This window comes from Actinoplanes sp. CA-142083, from assembly GCF_050942195.1.
GTDB lineage: Bacteria > Actinomycetota > Actinomycetes > Mycobacteriales > Micromonosporaceae > Actinoplanes.
Window position 1 is genome coordinate 1624576 of the sequence record NZ_CP192076.1, and the last position, 14616, is coordinate 1639191.

Consider the following 14616-nt stretch of genomic DNA (forward strand, 5'->3'; position numbering starts at 1 on the left):
GGGTGCGGCGGGCCTGGCTCTGGCTGGTCAAGAACACGCTCAACCGCGTGACGGTCCGCCTCGCGCGGGCGGGGCGCGGGCCGTTCGCGCTGGTCCGGCACGTGGGGCGGAAGACCGGGCGGGCGTACGAGACGCCGCTGTTGCTGGCCCGGCTCGGGGACGACTTCGTGGCGGAGCTGACCTACGGGCCCGAGGTCGCCTGGTATCGCAATGTCGAGGCGGCCGGGCGGTGCCGGGTGGTGGTGGGTGGCGTGGAGTACGAGATCGGGCGCATCGAGGTGTGTGCGCCCGAGGTGGGGCTGGCGGCCTTCGGGGAGCCGGCCGCGACGGTGCTCAGGCTGCTGCGGCGCCGAGACTTCCGGCTGCTGCGGCGGGCCTAGAGCGAGTGCCGGCGCCCGGCGCGAGGGCGGCCCTAGAGCGAGTGCCGGCGCCCGGCGCGGGGGCGGGGACTAGAGCGAGTGCCGCCGCCCGGCGCGAGGGGCGGGGCTAGAGCGGCGCGCCGTTGAGGAACAGGTCGACCAGTTGGGCGGCCGACAGGGTTGTGCGGGCGGGGCCGGACGACATGCCGAGGAAGGCCTTCGTGAGGACGTCGGGTGGGAGGCGCAGGCGGTCTCGGTCGGGCTCGAGCAGGCGGGTCACCGCTTGCTGGGTCTCGGGCACGCTGGTGATGGCGCGGAAGTCGTCGCGGCTGAACGGGCGGGCGGTGGGGGCGCGGTGGTCGTCGAAGCCGGCGCGGGCGTGGACGTAGTAGGCGTCCAAGATGTCGATCACCGCGAGCAGGCGGGCGGCCAGCGGCTGATTCACGGGGACGGCGTCGAGCTGCCGGATCGCCTCGGTGGGGTCCAGGGCGGCGGCCAGCCGGGCGCGCATGGAGTCCAAGAAATCCGGATCCATGGCACCACGGTACGAAGCCCTTGCACCCACCTCACGCGAGAGTCGCGCCGCGCCCTTGCGCGGCACGTGGTCGCGTGGCGCGGCGGGGGCTTTGGCCGACGCGTACGAAATGGGGGTCAGATCTTTGTTCTTGCTCGGTCGACGAGGAGCGGGAGGAGCTCGGCGCGCCAGGTGTCGAGATGGATCTGGCCGGAGGACATGCCGCCGTGGGCGAACTCCTGGCGGAAGACCATCGGCTCCATCTCGGTGGCCAGGTCGACGCCGACCAGGCGGTTGAACGCGGTGTAGAGAAGCGCCTCGCACTCGCCCAGGGTGGGCGGGAGGTACGTGCCGGTGAGGTGGTCGCGCATCGCCTGCCACACCCACGGATCGCCGCGCAGACCCCATCGGTCGGGCGCCGGCTCGAAAAGATCGTCCACTTGCTTCACGAATATCAAGCCTGGCACTGGTCGGGCGCTTTCGCACGCCGTGGAGGCATCAGGACGTCGTGGCAGGGACCGCGGCGGTCAGGGACCAGTCGTGGCTGATGTCGGCGGCGGTGCGCAGGAGCTTCGGGAGGTGGTCTTCCAGCAGGGTCTCGACCGAGGTCTCGGCGGCGTGGACGGTGACGTTGATGGCGGCGATCACGGTGCCGTCGCCGTCGCGGACGCCGGTGGCCACCGAGCGGATGCCGGGTGCGAGGTCCTGGTCGGCGAGCGCCCAGCCCTTGGCCCGCACCTCGCGTAACGCGGCGTCGAGATCGGCGGCGGCCGGCTGCCAGCGGGCGCTGATGCCGGAGCGGGACGGCTCGGCGAGGACGGCGGACAGGGCGGCCGGCGGCAGGGCCGCCAGCAGCACCTTGCCCATGGAGGTGGCGGGGGCGGGAAAGCGCGTGCCGATGGTGACGGCCAGGGTGACGATTTTGGGTACGGCCACGCGCGCCACATACACGATGTCGCCGCCGTCGAGCTGGGCCATCGACGTGGACTCGTTGGTCTGCGAGACCAGCTTCTCCATGTGGGGGCGGGCGACCTCCCACATGCTCAGCGAATTCACGTACGCCATGCCGAGGTCGAGCACCCGCGGGGTGAGGGCGTAGCCGCGGTCGGCGGACCGGACGTAGCCGAGCGCCTCCAGCGTGATGAGGATGCGGCGCACGGTGGGGCGGGCCAGGCCGGTGCGCCCCGCGATCTCGCTGAGCGTCATCGCGGGGGTGCCGGAGCGGAAGGAGCGCAGGACGTCGAGGCCGCGAGCCAGGGCCTCGATGAAGTCAGGCCCCGTGCCCCTTCCGCTGTCGGTCATTTGCCGAACCCTACTTGGTGTACTGATAGGGGTTGTGCAGGATCCTGGCCTCGGGGATCTCCGGGTTCATGCCGCGGAGCCAGGCCTCTTCGCCCATGGTTTCGCGCAGGTAGTCGATGGTCGCGTTCACCTTGGCGCGGGCCGCGGCGAGGTCGGCGCCGACCAGTTTGCCGTCGCGCTTGACCACCTTGCCGCCGACCACGACCGCGTCGACGTCGCCGCGCTGGGCCTGGAAGACCACATGGCCGTACGGGTTGAGCACGGGGAACATCGCGGGGGAGGAGTCGTTCTTGATCAGCACGACGTCGCCCTGGCGGCCGGGGGTGAGCGCGCCGATCGAGGAGTCCATGCCGAGCGCCTTGGCGCCGCCGCGGGTTCCCCAGTCGACGACCTGCTCGGCGCGCAGCTGGTGGTGGGTGACGGTCTCCTTCTTGCCGTGCGCCTCCATGTGCTCGCGGACCCGGTCGGCGCTGAGCGTGGTGCGCATCGCCGAGAACAGGTCGCCGCTCCACCACACGCTGGTGTCCATCGACAGCGACACCGGGACGTCGTGCTTGCGCAGCTGCCAGGTGGGCGGGTAGCCCTGACCGGCGCTCTGCTCGCTCTCGGTGGAGACCGAAACCGAGCCGCCGGTGGCGGCGATCCGGTGGTACGAGTCGCTGCTGAGCGAGGACGCGTGGACGTAGACGTTGCCGGGCGTCATGAAGCCGTTCTCGTACATGAGCCGGATGCCGTCGTCGGTGGTGACGCCCCAGACGCCGGCGTGCGTGGTGACCGCGACGCCCAGGTCGCGGGCCACCTCGAAGGCCGCCTTCTCCTGGAACGCGGGGTCGCCGGGGATGTCGAAGGCGAGCTGGAAGCCGGCCAGCTTGCCGCCGTCGATCCGCCGCCGGTAGAAGTCCTGGAAGGCGTCGGAGGTCGACCACTCCCACGGGCCCTGCTGGATGTTGCCGTAGGCGAGCACGAACCGGCCGGGCACCGCCTCGAGCGCGTCGACGGCCGCGTCCGCGTGGTCGGCGGTCTGCAGGCCGTGCGACCAGTCGACGGTGGTGGTGACGCCGGAGTCGATCGCCTCGAGCGCGCCGAGGAGGTTGCCGGCGTAGATGTCCTCGGGGCGGAACAGCTTGCCCGACTCGAGGTAGTACCAGACGAAGTACTGCGTGAGGGTCCAGTCGGCACCATAGCCGCGCATGGCGGTCTGCCACATGTGGCGGTGGGTGTCGACCATGCCGGGCATCACCACGCCGCCGGTCGCGTCGATCTCGATCGCGCCCTCGGGCGCGGTCAGACCCGGGCCGACTTCTGCGATCTTGCCGTCAATGATCAGCACGTCGGCGCCCTGGAGGACCGTGTGCGCGTCGTCCATGGTGAGAACCAGGCCGTTCTTGAAGATCACCGGCCGGTCGCTGTCGCTCATCGCCCATCCTTTCGAGGAATCCGGACCGCTGTCCGCAGAGCGGGCAGGGCGAGTGGCGTCAGTGTGCTCCCGGTCACCTGCCGGGTCAATAGGCTGTTTCGGCTTTGTGAACAAGGTGCCGTTGACAGGCGGGCTTCGGCGGCGCAAGCTGGCTCAGCGGACGAGTGTCCGCAGAACGGGCGGTGATGATGGCGCAGGGCCCTTTGCACGGTCTGCTGGTGGCGGATTTCTCCCGTATCCTCGCGGGGCCGTACGCGACGATGCTGCTGGCCGACCTCGGCGCGCAGGTGATCAAGGTGGAGGGGCCGGGCGGCGACGACACCCGGACCTGGATGCCGCCCGTGCGGGACGGCGTCTCCACGTATTACCTGGGGATCAACCGGAACAAGCGGTCGGTCGCGCTGAATCTCAAGGACCCGTCCGACGTGGCCGCGGCGCAGGAGCTGGCGCGGCGGGCCGACATCATGATCGAGAACTTCAAGCCAGGGGGTTTGTCCCGGTTCGGCCTCGACTACGGCTCGGTGGCGGCGTCCAATGCGAAGATCATCTATGCCAGCATCAGCGGTTTCGGGTCGGGGCCGCGCGGCGCTGAAATGCCCGGATATGACCTCATGGTGCAGGCCATCTCTGGACTTATGAGTCTGACCGGCGACCCTGATGGGCCGCCCTACCGTGCGGGGATCTCGGTCTTCGACGTGATGGCGGGGATGCACGCGACGATCGGGATCCTGGCCGCCCTCAACCACCGCGCCGCGACCGGCCGGGGGCAGCACGTCGAGGTCAACCTGCTCTCGTCGGCGCTTTCCGGCCTGGTCAACCACTCCAGCGCGTACGTGGCCGGCGGCTCGATCCCGTTCCGGATGGGCAACGCGCACCCCAGCCTCTTCCCGTACGAGCCGCTGCCGACCGCCGACGGCGAGCTGATCGTGATCGCCGGCAACGACGGGCAGTTCCGCAAGCTGTGCCAGGTGCTCGACCTGCCCGACCTGCCGTCCGATCCCCGGTTCTCCCGCAACCAGGACCGTACTGCGAACCGGGAGGAGCTGCGGCCGATCCTGGTGGAGCGGCTGAGCAAGCGCGGCAAGGACGAGTGGTTCCGCGAGCTGCTCGCCGCCGGGGTGCCGTGCGCGCCGATCAACACGATCGACGGCGGGGTGGCGCTCGCCTCCGAGCTCGGCCTCGACCCGGTGATCTCGTCCGGCGGAGTGCCCGGGGTCCGCAATCCGATCACCTTCTCCGAGACCCCGGCGGGCTATGAGTTGCCGCCGCCCGGGCTCGACGAACACGGCGAGGAGATCCGCGCATGGCTGCGGAACAGCAACAGCTGAGCTTCCCCACCGGCCTGGGCACCTCCACGCCGGAGACCATCTCGCTGCTCGGCCAGGATCTCGCGGCCGACCTGATGGGCAAGGTGGGCTTCGGCGAGCTGGCGTTCTGGCTGGTCGCCGGGCGGCGGCCGAGCGCGGGCGAGACGCGGCTGTTCGAGGCGGTGCTGGTGGCGCTGGCCGACCACGGTTTCACCCCCACGGCGATCGCGGCCCGGCTCACCTACCTGTCGGCGCCGGACTCCCTGCAGGGCGCCCTCGCCGCCGGCCTGCTCGGCGGCGGCTCCCGCTTCCTCGGCGTGACCGAGGACTGCGGCAAGTTCCTCGCCAAGACGCTGGTCGAGGCCGGCACCGAGCGCGACTACGACGTGATCGCGCTGAACGCCGTGCGCAAGGCCCGCGAGGAGAAGCGCTTCGTCCCCGGCCTCGGCCACCCGGTGCACAAGGAGCAGGACCCGCGCACCCCGGTGCTGATCGCCATCGCCGAGGAGGAAGGGCTGCGCGGCCCGCACCTGCGGCTGTTCGAAGCGATCGGCCGGGTGCACCCCGAGGTGCTCGGCCGGCGGCTGCCGCTCAACGGCGCCGGCGTCTGCGGAGCGGCGCTGGCAGATCTTGGCCTGCCCACCGATCTGCTGCGAGGATTCGCGTTGCTGGCCCGCGCGGCCGGGCTGCTCGGTCAGATCGCCGAGGAGCGCCGCCGCCCGATCGCCAACCAGATCTATCTCGCCGTCGACCGGAACGCCGTTTACGAACCCCTCCCCGGATCTCGAGAGGACTGACAATGGCCAGCATCGTCGCGGTCATCGCCTCGACGCATCACCCGTTCTACTACCGCGCCAGCACGTCCACGGGCGAGGACCGCCCGCCGTTCGCGGACGAGTGGGTCCGGAAGATCACCGCGTTCCGCGAGACCCTGACCAAGGCGAACCCGGACGTGCTGGTGATGGTGGGCTCCGACCACTTCCATCAGCTGTGGCTGGACAACATGCCGCAGTTCCTGGTCGGCAAGGCGCCGTTCTACGACGCCAACTGGTACAACGAGGAGCGCGAGTTCGGCCTGCCGAGGATGCTGCTCAAGGGCCAGGAGGACCTGTCGGCGCACATCCTGCGCTCGGGGCTCGACCAGGGTTTCGACCTGGCGTTCAGCAACGAGCTGCGGATCGACCACAGCGTCACCTGCCCGATCATCACGCTGCGGCCCGAAGCCGACCTGCCGATCGTGCCGATCTACACGAACATCTTCGCGCCGCCCCTGCCGCAGCCGTCCCGGTTCGTCGCGCTGGGTTCAGCGATCCGCAAGATCGTGGAGGAGTGGCCGTCGCACCTGCGGGTCGCGATCATCGGCACCGGGCATTTGTCGCTCGAGCTGGGTGGACCGCGACAATTCGGACCACATGGGCCCGACCCTGAATTCGACCAGCGCGCGGTGGAGTGGATCGCCACCGGCGACCTCGACAACTGCCTGCGCGAGGTGTCGCTCGACAGCCTGCACGCGCCGGGCAACGCCACCCACGGCTTCATGGACTTCATGCTGATGATGGGCGTGGCCGGGGCCGGGGCGAAGGCCGACTACGTGGACACCCTTGACCTGTTCCACACGATGGAGGCTTACTTCACCTGGTACCCGAACGGAGCTCCGGCATGAGCAAGTACCTGCTGAACAAGTTCCTGTACACGGTGGATCGCGACCCCGACCTGGTGGAGCGGTACCGGGAGTCGCCGAGCGAGCTGGTCTCCTGGTGGGAGGCCGAACGCGCGAACGCGGTGCTCAACTGCGTCACCGGCGAGGCGAGCACCTGGCAGCGCTTCACCGACGACGAGCGTGCGGCGCTGGTGGCTCATGACCATGTGAAGCTGTTCGAGCTGGGCGCGCACCCGTTCCTGACGCTGACGCTGTTCATCGCCATGTTCGAGCGGGACAACACCGAGCCGCTCGAGTACCAGAAGGCGTTCGGCGCGCGGATGGCCCACTTCGCGCTGCCGTACCCGGACATCGCGACATGATCCCCGCGGCCGTCCTGCGGATCTGCGGCCGTCCGCCGGCGGTGGAGAAGAGGCCGGCGCCCCAGCCCGGCGCCGGCGAGGTGCCGATCACCGTGGCGGCCGCGCCGATCACCCCGCTCGACCTGCTGTGCGCCTCGGGCACCAGCTACTTCGGGATGCCGGCCACGCCGTACGTGCCGGGGGTGCAGGGCGTCGGCTACCGCGACGACGGCACCCCGGTCTGGTTCGCGACCTCGGCCGGGATGCGCCCGGGCGACGGCAGCATGGCCGCGGCCGTCTCGGTGCCGTACGTCGACGTGGTGCCGCTGCCCCGCGGCGTCCCGCTGCCGCTGATCGCGGCGCTCGGGCTCTCCGCGGTCGCCGCGCACTCGGCGCTGACCCGCACCGGCGGGCTCACGCCGGGCGAGACCGTCGTGGTGCTCGGCGCCGGCGGCGTGGTCGGCCAGGCCGCGATCCAGCTGGCCCGGCTCTCCGGCGCCGGCCGGGTGATCGCCGTGTCCCGCTGGCCCGATGCGCTCGAGCAGGCGGTGCGGTTCGGCGCCGAGGAGGGCGTGCTGCTGCTGCCCGACGACGACCCGGCCTCGCTGGCCGACCGGCTGCGCGCCGCCTCGGGCCCGGCCGACCTGGTGCTCGACCCGGTCTTCGGGGTGCCGGCCGCGGCGGCGCTGCGGGTGCTGCGCCCGGGCGGCCGGCTGGTCAACCTGGGCAGCTCGGCCTCGGCGACCGCGCCGATCGACTCGGCGACGCTGCGCAGCGGTTCGCTGCGGGTGCTGGGCTACACCAACAACGCGCTCTCCACCGCGCAGCGGGCCGAGTCGATCGGCGAGGTGGCCGCGCTCGCGGCCGACGGCCGGCTCACCGTGTCGCACGAGGTCGTGCCGTTCGGCGACGTCGCGGCGGCCTGGGTCCGCCAGGCCGCCGGCGACAACGAAGGGCGCATCGTCCTGATGCTATAGCTCCTGTACGGCGAGGGCGGCGATCTCGGCCGGGTCACTGGTCGCGTCCAGCGACGTGATCCGGCCGTTCTCGATGGTGGCGCGCACGGCGAACCGGGTCTCGCCGGCCAGGACCACGACGAAGCCGGGCCCGCCGTCGATGAGGGCGGTCCGGGCGGCCTGGGCGCTGCCGGAGAAGAAGCCCGCCACCACCTTCGCCCCGCGGTGCTGGATGGCGCCGTTCAGCCGCACCTCGACGTCCGGGTCCAACAGGGTGATCAGGGTGCCCATCTCGCCGCCACGGGCCGCGGCGAGGAACGCGTCGACGATCTCCGGGTCGGCGGGGGAGTCGGCGGACGGGTTGGCGCGGACCCGGCGGCGCGCGCGGCTGGCCAGCTGGCGGGTCGCGTCCGGCGAGCGGCCGACGATCGGCGCGATCTCGTCGAACGAGACGGCGAACAGGTCGTGCAGCACGAAGGCGAGCCGTTCGGCCGGCGAGAGCGTCTCGAGGACGACCAGCAGCGCGAGGCCGACCGAGTCGGCGAGCAGCGCCTCCTGCTCGGGGTCGGGCTCGGCGGCGGGCTGGTCCTGCGTCGCGTACTCGTCCTCGCGGCGGGCCGTGCGCTGCCGCAGCATGTCGAGGCAGACCCGCCCGACCACCGTGGTGAGCCAGGCCGCCAGATTGTCGACGTCGCCGCCGGCGCGGCTGAGCCGCAGCCAGGCCTCCTGCACCGCGTCGTCGGCCTCGCCGGTGGAGCCCAGCATGCGCAGCGCCACCGCGCGCAGCCGCGGCCGGTTCGCCTCGAACTGCTCCGCCAGTGCCAACTCGTCCATCTCTTTCGCCCCCTTTGTGGCTTATGCCACATCGGTCACATTCCCCGTTCGCGTTTCGTCATCCCACCGACGAACGAAAGCGCGCCGATGTGACCGGCGCACCGGAAAACCTAGGAGATAGCCATGCCTGCTCGCCTGCAGAATCCCGCCGGTCCCCTGGAGGACGTGGCGAAGGCGGTCAACCTGCTCTACAAGTCGGCGCACTCGGCCGGCGTCGACCCGGCCGTGCTGGAACTGGTGCACCTGCGGGCCAGCCAGATCAACGGGTGCGGTCCGTGCGTCGACTCCGGCGCCCGCAACATGCGCAAGAGCGGCGAGAGCGACGACCGGCTGTTCGCGGTGGCGGTGTGGCGGGAGACGCCGTACTTCACCGACGGGGAGCGGGCGGCCCTCGCTCTTTCGGAGTACGCCACCCGGCTCGCCGACCAGGCCGACGCGGTGCCCGACGCCATCTGGGACGAGGCCGCCAAGCACTTCGACGAGCGTCAGCTGGGCGCCATCGTGCTGTGGATCGCGACGACCAACTTCTTCAACCGCATCAACGTCACGACCCGCCAGCAGGCGCCGCAGAATTGGGGATGAAGCCGCACCGCCTGCTGAACTAGCATGCGCGGCATGACGGGGACCGATGTTCCACGCCTCGTGCGGCTGGCGGCGAAACTGACCATGGCGCTCGCGCCGGTCGGTCTGCTGCTCCTGCTCGACGGCCTTTTGGAGTTGCAGTGGAGGGCCAGCACCGACGCGCACGCGCTGGTCGCCCTGCTCGACAAGATTCAAGCCGACTACGGGATCGAGCCGCCCGAGCTCCTGCGGGGGCGGGGCGGCGCGGTCCAGCTCGTTGTTCTCGGGGCGGTCTGCCTCGCGTACTCGAGCCTGGGGATCTGGCTGCTGCGTGGGCGCGCCTGGGCACGCACCTCCGCCCTGGTGCTGGGCGCGGTGGCCACGCTCTTCGGGCTCTTCGGGGTGGGCGTCGACGCGACCGAAACGCGCACGCTGGCGAACTACTTCGCCGACCTGCACGGCTCGGCGATCGGCGACCAGGAGTCGGCGGTGCGCGCGCTGCTCTACCCCGGCTGGTACTCGTGGGCCGAGGACATCGTGCAGGGCCTTCAGGTGATTCTGTCGCTGGTCGCGCTGGCGGCGCTCGCCTGGGCCGTGATCTCCCATTCCGACTGGTTCAGCGGCCGGCGCGACGCGGACGCCGCTCCCGACGAGTGGGACTCGGCGCTCAGCCGGGTGCGCGAGCAATCGCGGAAGCACCTGGAAGCGGATTCCTGAACTACGACCAGGGCGTGCCGTGCTCGCGAGGAACGGCGGCGCGCCCGCGGGCGGTCTGGGGAACCCCGGCCCGCCCGACGAACACGCTCGTCAGCCCGGGCGGTCCGGCCTCCGGCCGCGGCCGCCGGGCGCGGGCGATCAGCAGCACGATGATCGCCACCACGGTGGCCAGGCCGGCCGCCACCAGCATGGTCCCGAGGATCGTCGGCGTGACACCCTCCCGCCGGCCGCCGCGGCCGGGAGCGGGCACGATGGCCTGTCCGGTCAGCGTCAGGTCGCCGGTGTCGATCCGCACATCCACCCGGGCCGGCAGCGACGGCGGCGTCGCGAAGCACACCAGATAGCGGTCGCGCAGCGTGGACTCGACCTGGTCGAGGGCCGGCACCACCACCGGCTCGCCGGCCGGGGCGAAGAAACCACCGGTCGCCGCCGCGGCCGCCGACCAGAACTCGCTCGCCGCGGCCGTCCCGACCACCACCAGGATCGTGCCCGCCGCCCGGAAGTCCTGGGCGAGCTCGGCCGCCTTCGCCCCGCCGGCGTCGGTGGCCGACGTGTACATCACCACCACCCGGCGGCCGGTCTCGGCCCGCGGGAACTGGCCGCGGGCCATCGTCAGCGCGGCCTCGGTGTCCCGCTCGCCGGCGGCGCGCATGCCGGTGAGGGCGCCGACCACCTGGGACGGTCCGCGCAGCGGCGCGGTGGCCGGGGCGGCCGGGAACCGGTCGGGGATCACCACGGCCTGCGTGCTGCCGGGCGCCTCGAGGATGAACCGGGCGGCGGCGCTCAGCCAGGCCGGCAGCGTCGAGGCGCCGGCCGTCGAGGCGTCCACCACGATCGAGACGGCGAGGCCGTCGGACATCACCGGCACGATGTCGGCGCGCTGTGGCGTGCCGTCGAGCGTGACCTGGACGGTCCGTTTTCCCTTGCCGTTGCTGGCGCCGAGGTCGACGACCAGGGCGGTCTCGCCGCCGCCGCTGAGCACGCCGGTCACCGGAAGGGGAACGGGCGCGGCGTCGGCGGGCGCCGCGCCGGCGATCAGGAATGCCGCGATCAGCGCCGCGAGCGCCGCCCGGGGCCGGCGGCCGGCCCGGCGGCGGGGCTCAGGCCGGCGACGCGAAGGCGATGACATTGTCCCGATAGCTTCTGCGAGACCGGTCGAAGCTGCCGCCGCAGGTGACGAGCCGGAGCGTGGGGTCGAGGGTGGGCGCGTAGACCAGGTCGGTGGGGAACTGGACCTTGGGAACGCGGGCGATCTTGGTGATCGTGAAGGTCGCCACGCTGCCGTCGGCGCGGTCGACCCGGACGGTGGTGCCGACCTTCGCGCGGTAGAGGTCGATGAAGATGCCGGGGCCGGTGTGCGAGTCGACGTGGCCGAGGATCACGGCGGGGCCGGGCTGGCCGGGGCGGGGGCCGTACTCGTACCAGCCGGCCACGTCGGTGCGGGCCGGGACCGCGATCGAGCCGTCGCGCTGGAGGCCGAGGCGCTGCACCTTGCTGTCCACCTCGAGCGCGGGGATGCGCAGCCGCACCGGCTCGGCGACCGTGTCGTAGGTGCGGGTCGAGCGGAAGGTCTCGTCCTGCTGCGCGGGCGGCGCGGCCTTGGCGGCGGGAGTGGCGACCGGGGACACGACGGCCGCCGGCCCGCCGGCCAGCACCGCGAGCAGGATCAGCACGAGCGCGGCGACGGCCGGGACGCGGGCGTACGACGGCATCAGCGCTTTTCCACGACCGCGGCCATACCGCCGTACCCGGTCTGCGCCCCGCCCTTCGGCAGCCGCGCCGCCACCGTCGCCCCGAACGCGTCGGCCATCTGGCGCGCCAGGTCGAACATCTCCTGGTACGTGTCATAGGCGACGTCGTGCGCGGTGGCGTAGTCCTTGGCCGCGTACGCGTCGGCGTGCTTGAGCAGCATCAGGTCGTGTTCCTGCAGCGCCGCCTTGAGCTCGTCGGAGCCCATCCGCTTGCCGGTCGCGCCGTCCAGGAACGTGGCCGTCCGCGTCTCGATGCCGGCCAGCGCCGCCTTCGCCTGGGCCTGTTTGGCCTGATCCTGCCCGGCGGTGGCGGTCGCGTACGCCACCAGCTGCTCGACGTGGTCGCCCCACAGCGCCTGGAACTGCCGGGCCGCCGGCGCGCCGAACAGCGAGTCCATGGCGGCGGCGAGGTCGCGGGTGTTGCCGTTGATCATCTGGCCGGAGGCGGCGAAGTCGGGGGAGCGGGTCACGGCGGCGCGAGTGAGGTCCTCCACCAGCGCGGCGTGCTCGGCGAGCAGCTTGCCGAGCTGGGAGCGCAACCGCCACAGCGGCTGCTTCAGCGTGGCGGCGTCGCCCGCGGGCAGCAGCGCGTTCGCGAGGGTCAGCCCGAGGTCGTACGTGTGCTGATAGCCCATCCGGTAGAGCGCGTCTGCGGTGGTGTAGTCCTTCGCCGCGTACGCGTCGGCCTGCTCTGTCAGATGTCCGACATGCTGCACGACCGCCGTCCGGGCCGCCGATTTCGGCAGGCGGCCCTTCGACGCGCCGGCGAAGAAGTCGCCCAGCTCCTGCTCGTACTCGACCAGCTCGTCACGGGCGTCGTCGAGCGCGGCGTCGTCGTGGGCCGCGAGGGCGCCGGCGTACGCGAAGAGCGCCACGATGTGCTCCGACCACATCGGACTGAACTTGTCGGCCGTGGGCTTGCCGAACATCTGCCCGATCAGCGTGGTCATGGCCGTGGTGTTCTTGCCCAGCGCCGCGTTGGCGGACTGCACGAAGTCGTCGTCGCCGCGGATCCGGCTGCGCATCAGGTCGGCCGCGAGCACCGAGTGCTGGCCGAGCAGCGCCTCGAACTGGATCGCCAGGTCGGGCGCGGAGGGCGCCTTCGCATAGCGCGCGGGAGCCGCCGGCGGGGCGGCGCCGGGCAGGAGAAAGAGCAGGCCGGCGCAGAGAAGGGGGAGCGCCCGCCAGATCCGACCATGTCCAGGTATCGGCATGTGCCTCATCGCCCAGCTTCGCCTCGGGAAAAGTCGCAGCCGACCATACGCCCGCCTCACCACATGGTCGAGTCCGGAGAGCGACGTCCCCCACACCGAGCGTCTATGCAGTACGGTCGGTCTGGCTCATCAACGCGTGTTGATCTTCGAGGGTGGCCTGGGATGGTGACCACGGTCGGGCAGCTCGTCGCCGGGCGCTATCGGCTGGTGCAGCCGCTGGCCGCCGGGGGTATGGGCGGCGTGTGGCTCGCCCACGACGAGCTCGACCGCGACGACCCGGTCGCCATCAAGAAGTGCGAGATCCCCGCCGGGCTCACCCCGGACGAGCAGGATCTGTTCCGGGTGTGGACGGTCCGCGAGGCACGCGCGTTCGCCCTGGTCGGCCATCCCAACGTGGTGCGCACGCTCGATGTCGTGCCCGGCGACGACGCCCCCTGGATCGTGATGGAGTACGTGCCGTCCCGGTCGCTGCAGACGGTGATCGACGAGTCCGGCCCGCTGCCGCCGGCCCGGGTCGCCGGGATCGGCCTGGCCGTGCTCGAGGCGCTGCTCGCCGTGCGCCGGGCCGGCCTGCTGCACCTCGACGTGAAGCCGAGCAACGTGCTGATCGCCGACGACGGCCGGGTGGTGCTCACCGACTTCGGCCCGGCGGTGACGACCGAGGGCGTGCGCGCGCTGGCCGGCGCCGGCATCGTCCTGGGCTCACCCAAATACCTGGCCCCCGAGCGGCTGTACGACGGGGTCGCGCTGCCCGAGTCCGACTTGTGGTCGCTGGGTGCCACGCTCTACCACGCGGTCGAGGGGCTGCCGCCGTACGTGCGGGACACCACCGCGGCGACGCTGCTGGCGATCACCGAGGGCCCGCCCGATCCGCCGGAGCGGGCCGGCGCGCTCGCCCCGGTGATCGAGGGCCTGCTGCGCCTCGACCCCGCGGACCGGCTCGCCCCGCCCCAGGTGGAGGAGGGCCTGCGGGCCGTGGTGCGGCAGCCGGCCAACCGCCCCGAGCTGCCCGCGCCGGCCCCGGCCGCCGATCCCGCCGCGCCCCGGGCCGCCGCGCCCCGGCGGCGTCTCGCCGTGGTCGTCGCCGCCGTCGCGGCGCTGATCGTGCTGGCCGCGCTGCTCTTCATGACCAGCCGGGACGACGAGCCCTCGGCCCTGCCGTCGCCGCCGCCACCGCTGGCGGCGGGCCTGCCGGTGCTCCCGGTGGGCTTCTTCTGGTACACGACGTCGCCCCTGTTCCGCGTCGCTCTGCCGTTGGCCTGGCCTAACGCCACCCCCCTGCCCGGCGGCGGGCTGCGCGCGGGCGACGGGTGGCCCCGGCTGGAGATCCGGAACGAGCCGGTGCCTGACAACATGGTGGCCGCGTTCACGGCGGCCGAGGCCAAGACCCGGCTGCCCGACTACCGCCGGGTCCGGATCGAGCAGCCCTTGGACTCGCCCGGCGTGGTGGTGTGGGAGTTCAGCTATGAGGCGCGCTCGGCCGGGGCCATGCGCGCGATGCAGTGGGCGGTCCTGGCCCCCGACAGCCGGCGCATGTTCGTGCTCGAAATGCGAACGCGCGCCGACGCCTGGGCGACCGATGTCAGCATTTTCGATCAAGTCGTGCGCAGCTTCGAGCCGGTTTCGGGTGGGTGATGTACGGTTCGGTTTGTCCGTACTGATCTTCCGGATCGAGTTCGCAGA

17 protein-coding genes are annotated in these 14616 nt (G+C 72.1%); 9 read left to right on the top strand and 8 right to left on the bottom strand.

All coding sequences use genetic code 11. The features are described from left to right. Positions 1-2: 2 nt before the first annotated feature. On the top strand, positions 3-380 hold the full coding sequence (locus ACQPZX_RS07765; RefSeq protein ID WP_433376396.1) for a nitroreductase family deazaflavin-dependent oxidoreductase: 378 nt from the start codon (positions 3-5) through the stop codon (positions 378-380). Positions 381-486: 106 nt separating this feature from the next. Here the strand turns inward: ACQPZX_RS07765 and ACQPZX_RS07770 are convergent, their stop codons facing one another. From ACQPZX_RS07770 to ACQPZX_RS07785, 4 genes are all read right to left on the bottom strand, one after another. Further along, positions 487-894, bottom strand: a complete 408-nt coding sequence (locus ACQPZX_RS07770; RefSeq protein ID WP_433376399.1) for a hypothetical protein — start codon at positions 892-894, stop codon at positions 487-489. 116 nt (positions 895-1010) lie between these two features. Next, positions 1011-1322: a hypothetical protein gene (locus tag ACQPZX_RS07775; RefSeq protein WP_433376402.1), complete on the bottom strand. Its 312-nt coding sequence runs from the start codon at positions 1320-1322 to the stop codon at positions 1011-1013. Between the two features lie 49 nt (positions 1323-1371). After that, complete coding sequence (locus ACQPZX_RS07780) at positions 1372-2175, bottom strand: IclR family transcriptional regulator domain-containing protein (RefSeq protein WP_433376405.1); 804 nt, start codon at positions 2173-2175, stop codon at positions 1372-1374. Between the two features lie 10 nt (positions 2176-2185). Beyond that, complete coding sequence (locus ACQPZX_RS07785; RefSeq protein WP_433376408.1) at positions 2186-3592, bottom strand: amidohydrolase family protein; 1407 nt, start codon at positions 3590-3592, stop codon at positions 2186-2188. 164 nt (positions 3593-3756) lie between these two features. Between ACQPZX_RS07785 and ACQPZX_RS07790 the strand changes: the two genes are divergently transcribed. From ACQPZX_RS07790 to ACQPZX_RS07810, 5 genes are read left to right on the top strand one after another with little or no spacing between them, the layout of a single operon-like run. Further along, positions 3757-4920, top strand: a complete 1164-nt coding sequence (locus ACQPZX_RS07790; protein WP_433376411.1) for a CaiB/BaiF CoA transferase family protein — start codon at positions 3757-3759, stop codon at positions 4918-4920. Next, entirely contained in the window at positions 4896-5696 is an 801-nt protein-coding gene (locus tag ACQPZX_RS07795; protein ID WP_433376414.1) for a citryl-CoA lyase, read from the top strand. Before ACQPZX_RS07790 ends, ACQPZX_RS07795 begins: the two co-directional genes overlap by 25 nt. Before the next feature lie 2 nt (positions 5697-5698). Next, on the top strand, positions 5699-6562 hold the full coding sequence (locus tag ACQPZX_RS07800) for an extradiol ring-cleavage dioxygenase (RefSeq protein WP_433376417.1): 864 nt from the start codon (positions 5699-5701) through the stop codon (positions 6560-6562). Next, positions 6559-6921: a hypothetical protein gene (locus ACQPZX_RS07805; protein WP_433376420.1), complete on the top strand. Its 363-nt coding sequence runs from the start codon at positions 6559-6561 to the stop codon at positions 6919-6921. Before ACQPZX_RS07800 ends, ACQPZX_RS07805 begins: the two co-directional genes overlap by 4 nt. Continuing rightward, entirely contained in the window at positions 6918-7877 is a 960-nt protein-coding gene (locus ACQPZX_RS07810; RefSeq protein ID WP_433376423.1) for a quinone oxidoreductase family protein, read from the top strand. Before ACQPZX_RS07805 ends, ACQPZX_RS07810 begins: the two co-directional genes overlap by 4 nt. On the opposite strand, the gene ACQPZX_RS07815 is transcribed toward ACQPZX_RS07810, so the two are convergent. Next, positions 7872-8690: a sigma-70 family RNA polymerase sigma factor gene (locus tag ACQPZX_RS07815; protein WP_433376426.1), complete on the bottom strand. Its 819-nt coding sequence runs from the start codon at positions 8688-8690 to the stop codon at positions 7872-7874. The two genes, ACQPZX_RS07810 and ACQPZX_RS07815, sit on opposite strands and share 6 nt — an antisense overlap. 123 nt (positions 8691-8813) lie before the next feature. Here ACQPZX_RS07815 and ACQPZX_RS07820 point away from each other — a divergent pair, with 123 nt between their 5' ends. Then, positions 8814-9272, top strand: coding sequence for a carboxymuconolactone decarboxylase family protein (locus ACQPZX_RS07820; protein ID WP_433376429.1), 459 nt, complete (start codon positions 8814-8816; stop codon positions 9270-9272). A 33-nt stretch (positions 9273-9305) separates the two neighbouring features. Further along, on the top strand, positions 9306-9968 hold the full coding sequence (locus tag ACQPZX_RS07825; protein ID WP_433376432.1) for a hypothetical protein: 663 nt from the start codon (positions 9306-9308) through the stop codon (positions 9966-9968). Between the two features lies 1 nt (position 9969). On the opposite strand, the gene ACQPZX_RS07830 is transcribed toward ACQPZX_RS07825, so the two are convergent. From ACQPZX_RS07830 to ACQPZX_RS07840, 3 genes are read right to left on the bottom strand one after another with little or no spacing between them, the layout of a single operon-like run. Next, positions 9970-11097 carry a hypothetical protein gene (locus ACQPZX_RS07830; RefSeq protein WP_433376435.1) on the bottom strand — a complete coding sequence of 376 codons (1128 nt, stop codon included), beginning with the start codon at positions 11095-11097 and terminating at the stop codon, positions 9970-9972. Then, the gene (locus tag ACQPZX_RS07835; protein ID WP_433376438.1) at positions 11069-11680 is read right to left on the bottom strand and encodes a class F sortase; all 612 of its coding nucleotides are present in this window, start codon (positions 11678-11680) and stop codon (positions 11069-11071) included. The genes ACQPZX_RS07830 and ACQPZX_RS07835 overlap by 29 nt, the downstream gene beginning before the upstream one ends. Beyond that, on the bottom strand, positions 11680-12933 hold the full coding sequence (locus ACQPZX_RS07840) for a hypothetical protein (RefSeq protein ID WP_433376441.1): 1254 nt from the start codon (positions 12931-12933) through the stop codon (positions 11680-11682). Before ACQPZX_RS07840 ends, ACQPZX_RS07835 begins: the two co-directional genes overlap by 1 nt. Positions 12934-13095: 162 nt before the next feature. Between ACQPZX_RS07840 and ACQPZX_RS07845 the strand changes: the two genes are divergently transcribed. Next, positions 13096-14568, top strand: a complete 1473-nt coding sequence (locus tag ACQPZX_RS07845; protein WP_433376444.1) for a serine/threonine-protein kinase — start codon at positions 13096-13098, stop codon at positions 14566-14568. The last annotated feature ends 48 nt before the right edge of the window (positions 14569-14616 follow it).

Excerpts from the sequence above, each read along its gene's own strand:
- ACQPZX_RS07770 (WP_433376399.1), bottom strand. The coding sequence starts at position 894 with ATGGATCCGGATTTCTTGGACTCCATGCGCGCCCGGCTGGCCGCCGCC.
- ACQPZX_RS07785 (WP_433376408.1), bottom strand. The coding sequence starts at position 3,592 with ATGAGCGACAGCGACCGGCCGGTGATCTTCAAGAACGGCCTGGTTCTC.
- ACQPZX_RS07810 (WP_433376423.1), top strand. The coding sequence starts at position 6,918 with ATGATCCCCGCGGCCGTCCTGCGGATCTGCGGCCGTCCGCCGGCGGTG.
- ACQPZX_RS07835 (WP_433376438.1), bottom strand. The coding sequence starts at position 11,680 with ATGCCGTCGTACGCCCGCGTCCCGGCCGTCGCCGCGCTCGTGCTGATC.
- ACQPZX_RS07815 (WP_433376426.1), bottom strand. The coding sequence starts at position 8,690 with ATGGACGAGTTGGCACTGGCGGAGCAGTTCGAGGCGAACCGGCCGCGG.
- ACQPZX_RS07825 (WP_433376432.1), top strand. The coding sequence starts at position 9,306 with ATGACGGGGACCGATGTTCCACGCCTCGTGCGGCTGGCGGCGAAACTG.
- ACQPZX_RS07800 (WP_433376417.1), top strand. The coding sequence starts at position 5,699 with ATGGCCAGCATCGTCGCGGTCATCGCCTCGACGCATCACCCGTTCTAC.
- ACQPZX_RS07845 (WP_433376444.1), top strand. The coding sequence starts at position 13,096 with ATGGTGACCACGGTCGGGCAGCTCGTCGCCGGGCGCTATCGGCTGGTG.
- ACQPZX_RS07820 (WP_433376429.1), top strand. The coding sequence starts at position 8,814 with ATGCCTGCTCGCCTGCAGAATCCCGCCGGTCCCCTGGAGGACGTGGCG.
- ACQPZX_RS07780 (WP_433376405.1), bottom strand. The coding sequence starts at position 2,175 with ATGACCGACAGCGGAAGGGGCACGGGGCCTGACTTCATCGAGGCCCTG.
- ACQPZX_RS07795 (WP_433376414.1), top strand. The coding sequence starts at position 4,896 with ATGGCTGCGGAACAGCAACAGCTGAGCTTCCCCACCGGCCTGGGCACC.
- ACQPZX_RS07805 (WP_433376420.1), top strand. The coding sequence starts at position 6,559 with ATGAGCAAGTACCTGCTGAACAAGTTCCTGTACACGGTGGATCGCGAC.
- ACQPZX_RS07830 (WP_433376435.1), bottom strand. The coding sequence starts at position 11,097 with ATGTCATCGCCTTCGCGTCGCCGGCCTGAGCCCCGCCGCCGGGCCGGC.
- ACQPZX_RS07840 (WP_433376441.1), bottom strand. The coding sequence starts at position 12,933 with ATGCCGATACCTGGACATGGTCGGATCTGGCGGGCGCTCCCCCTTCTC.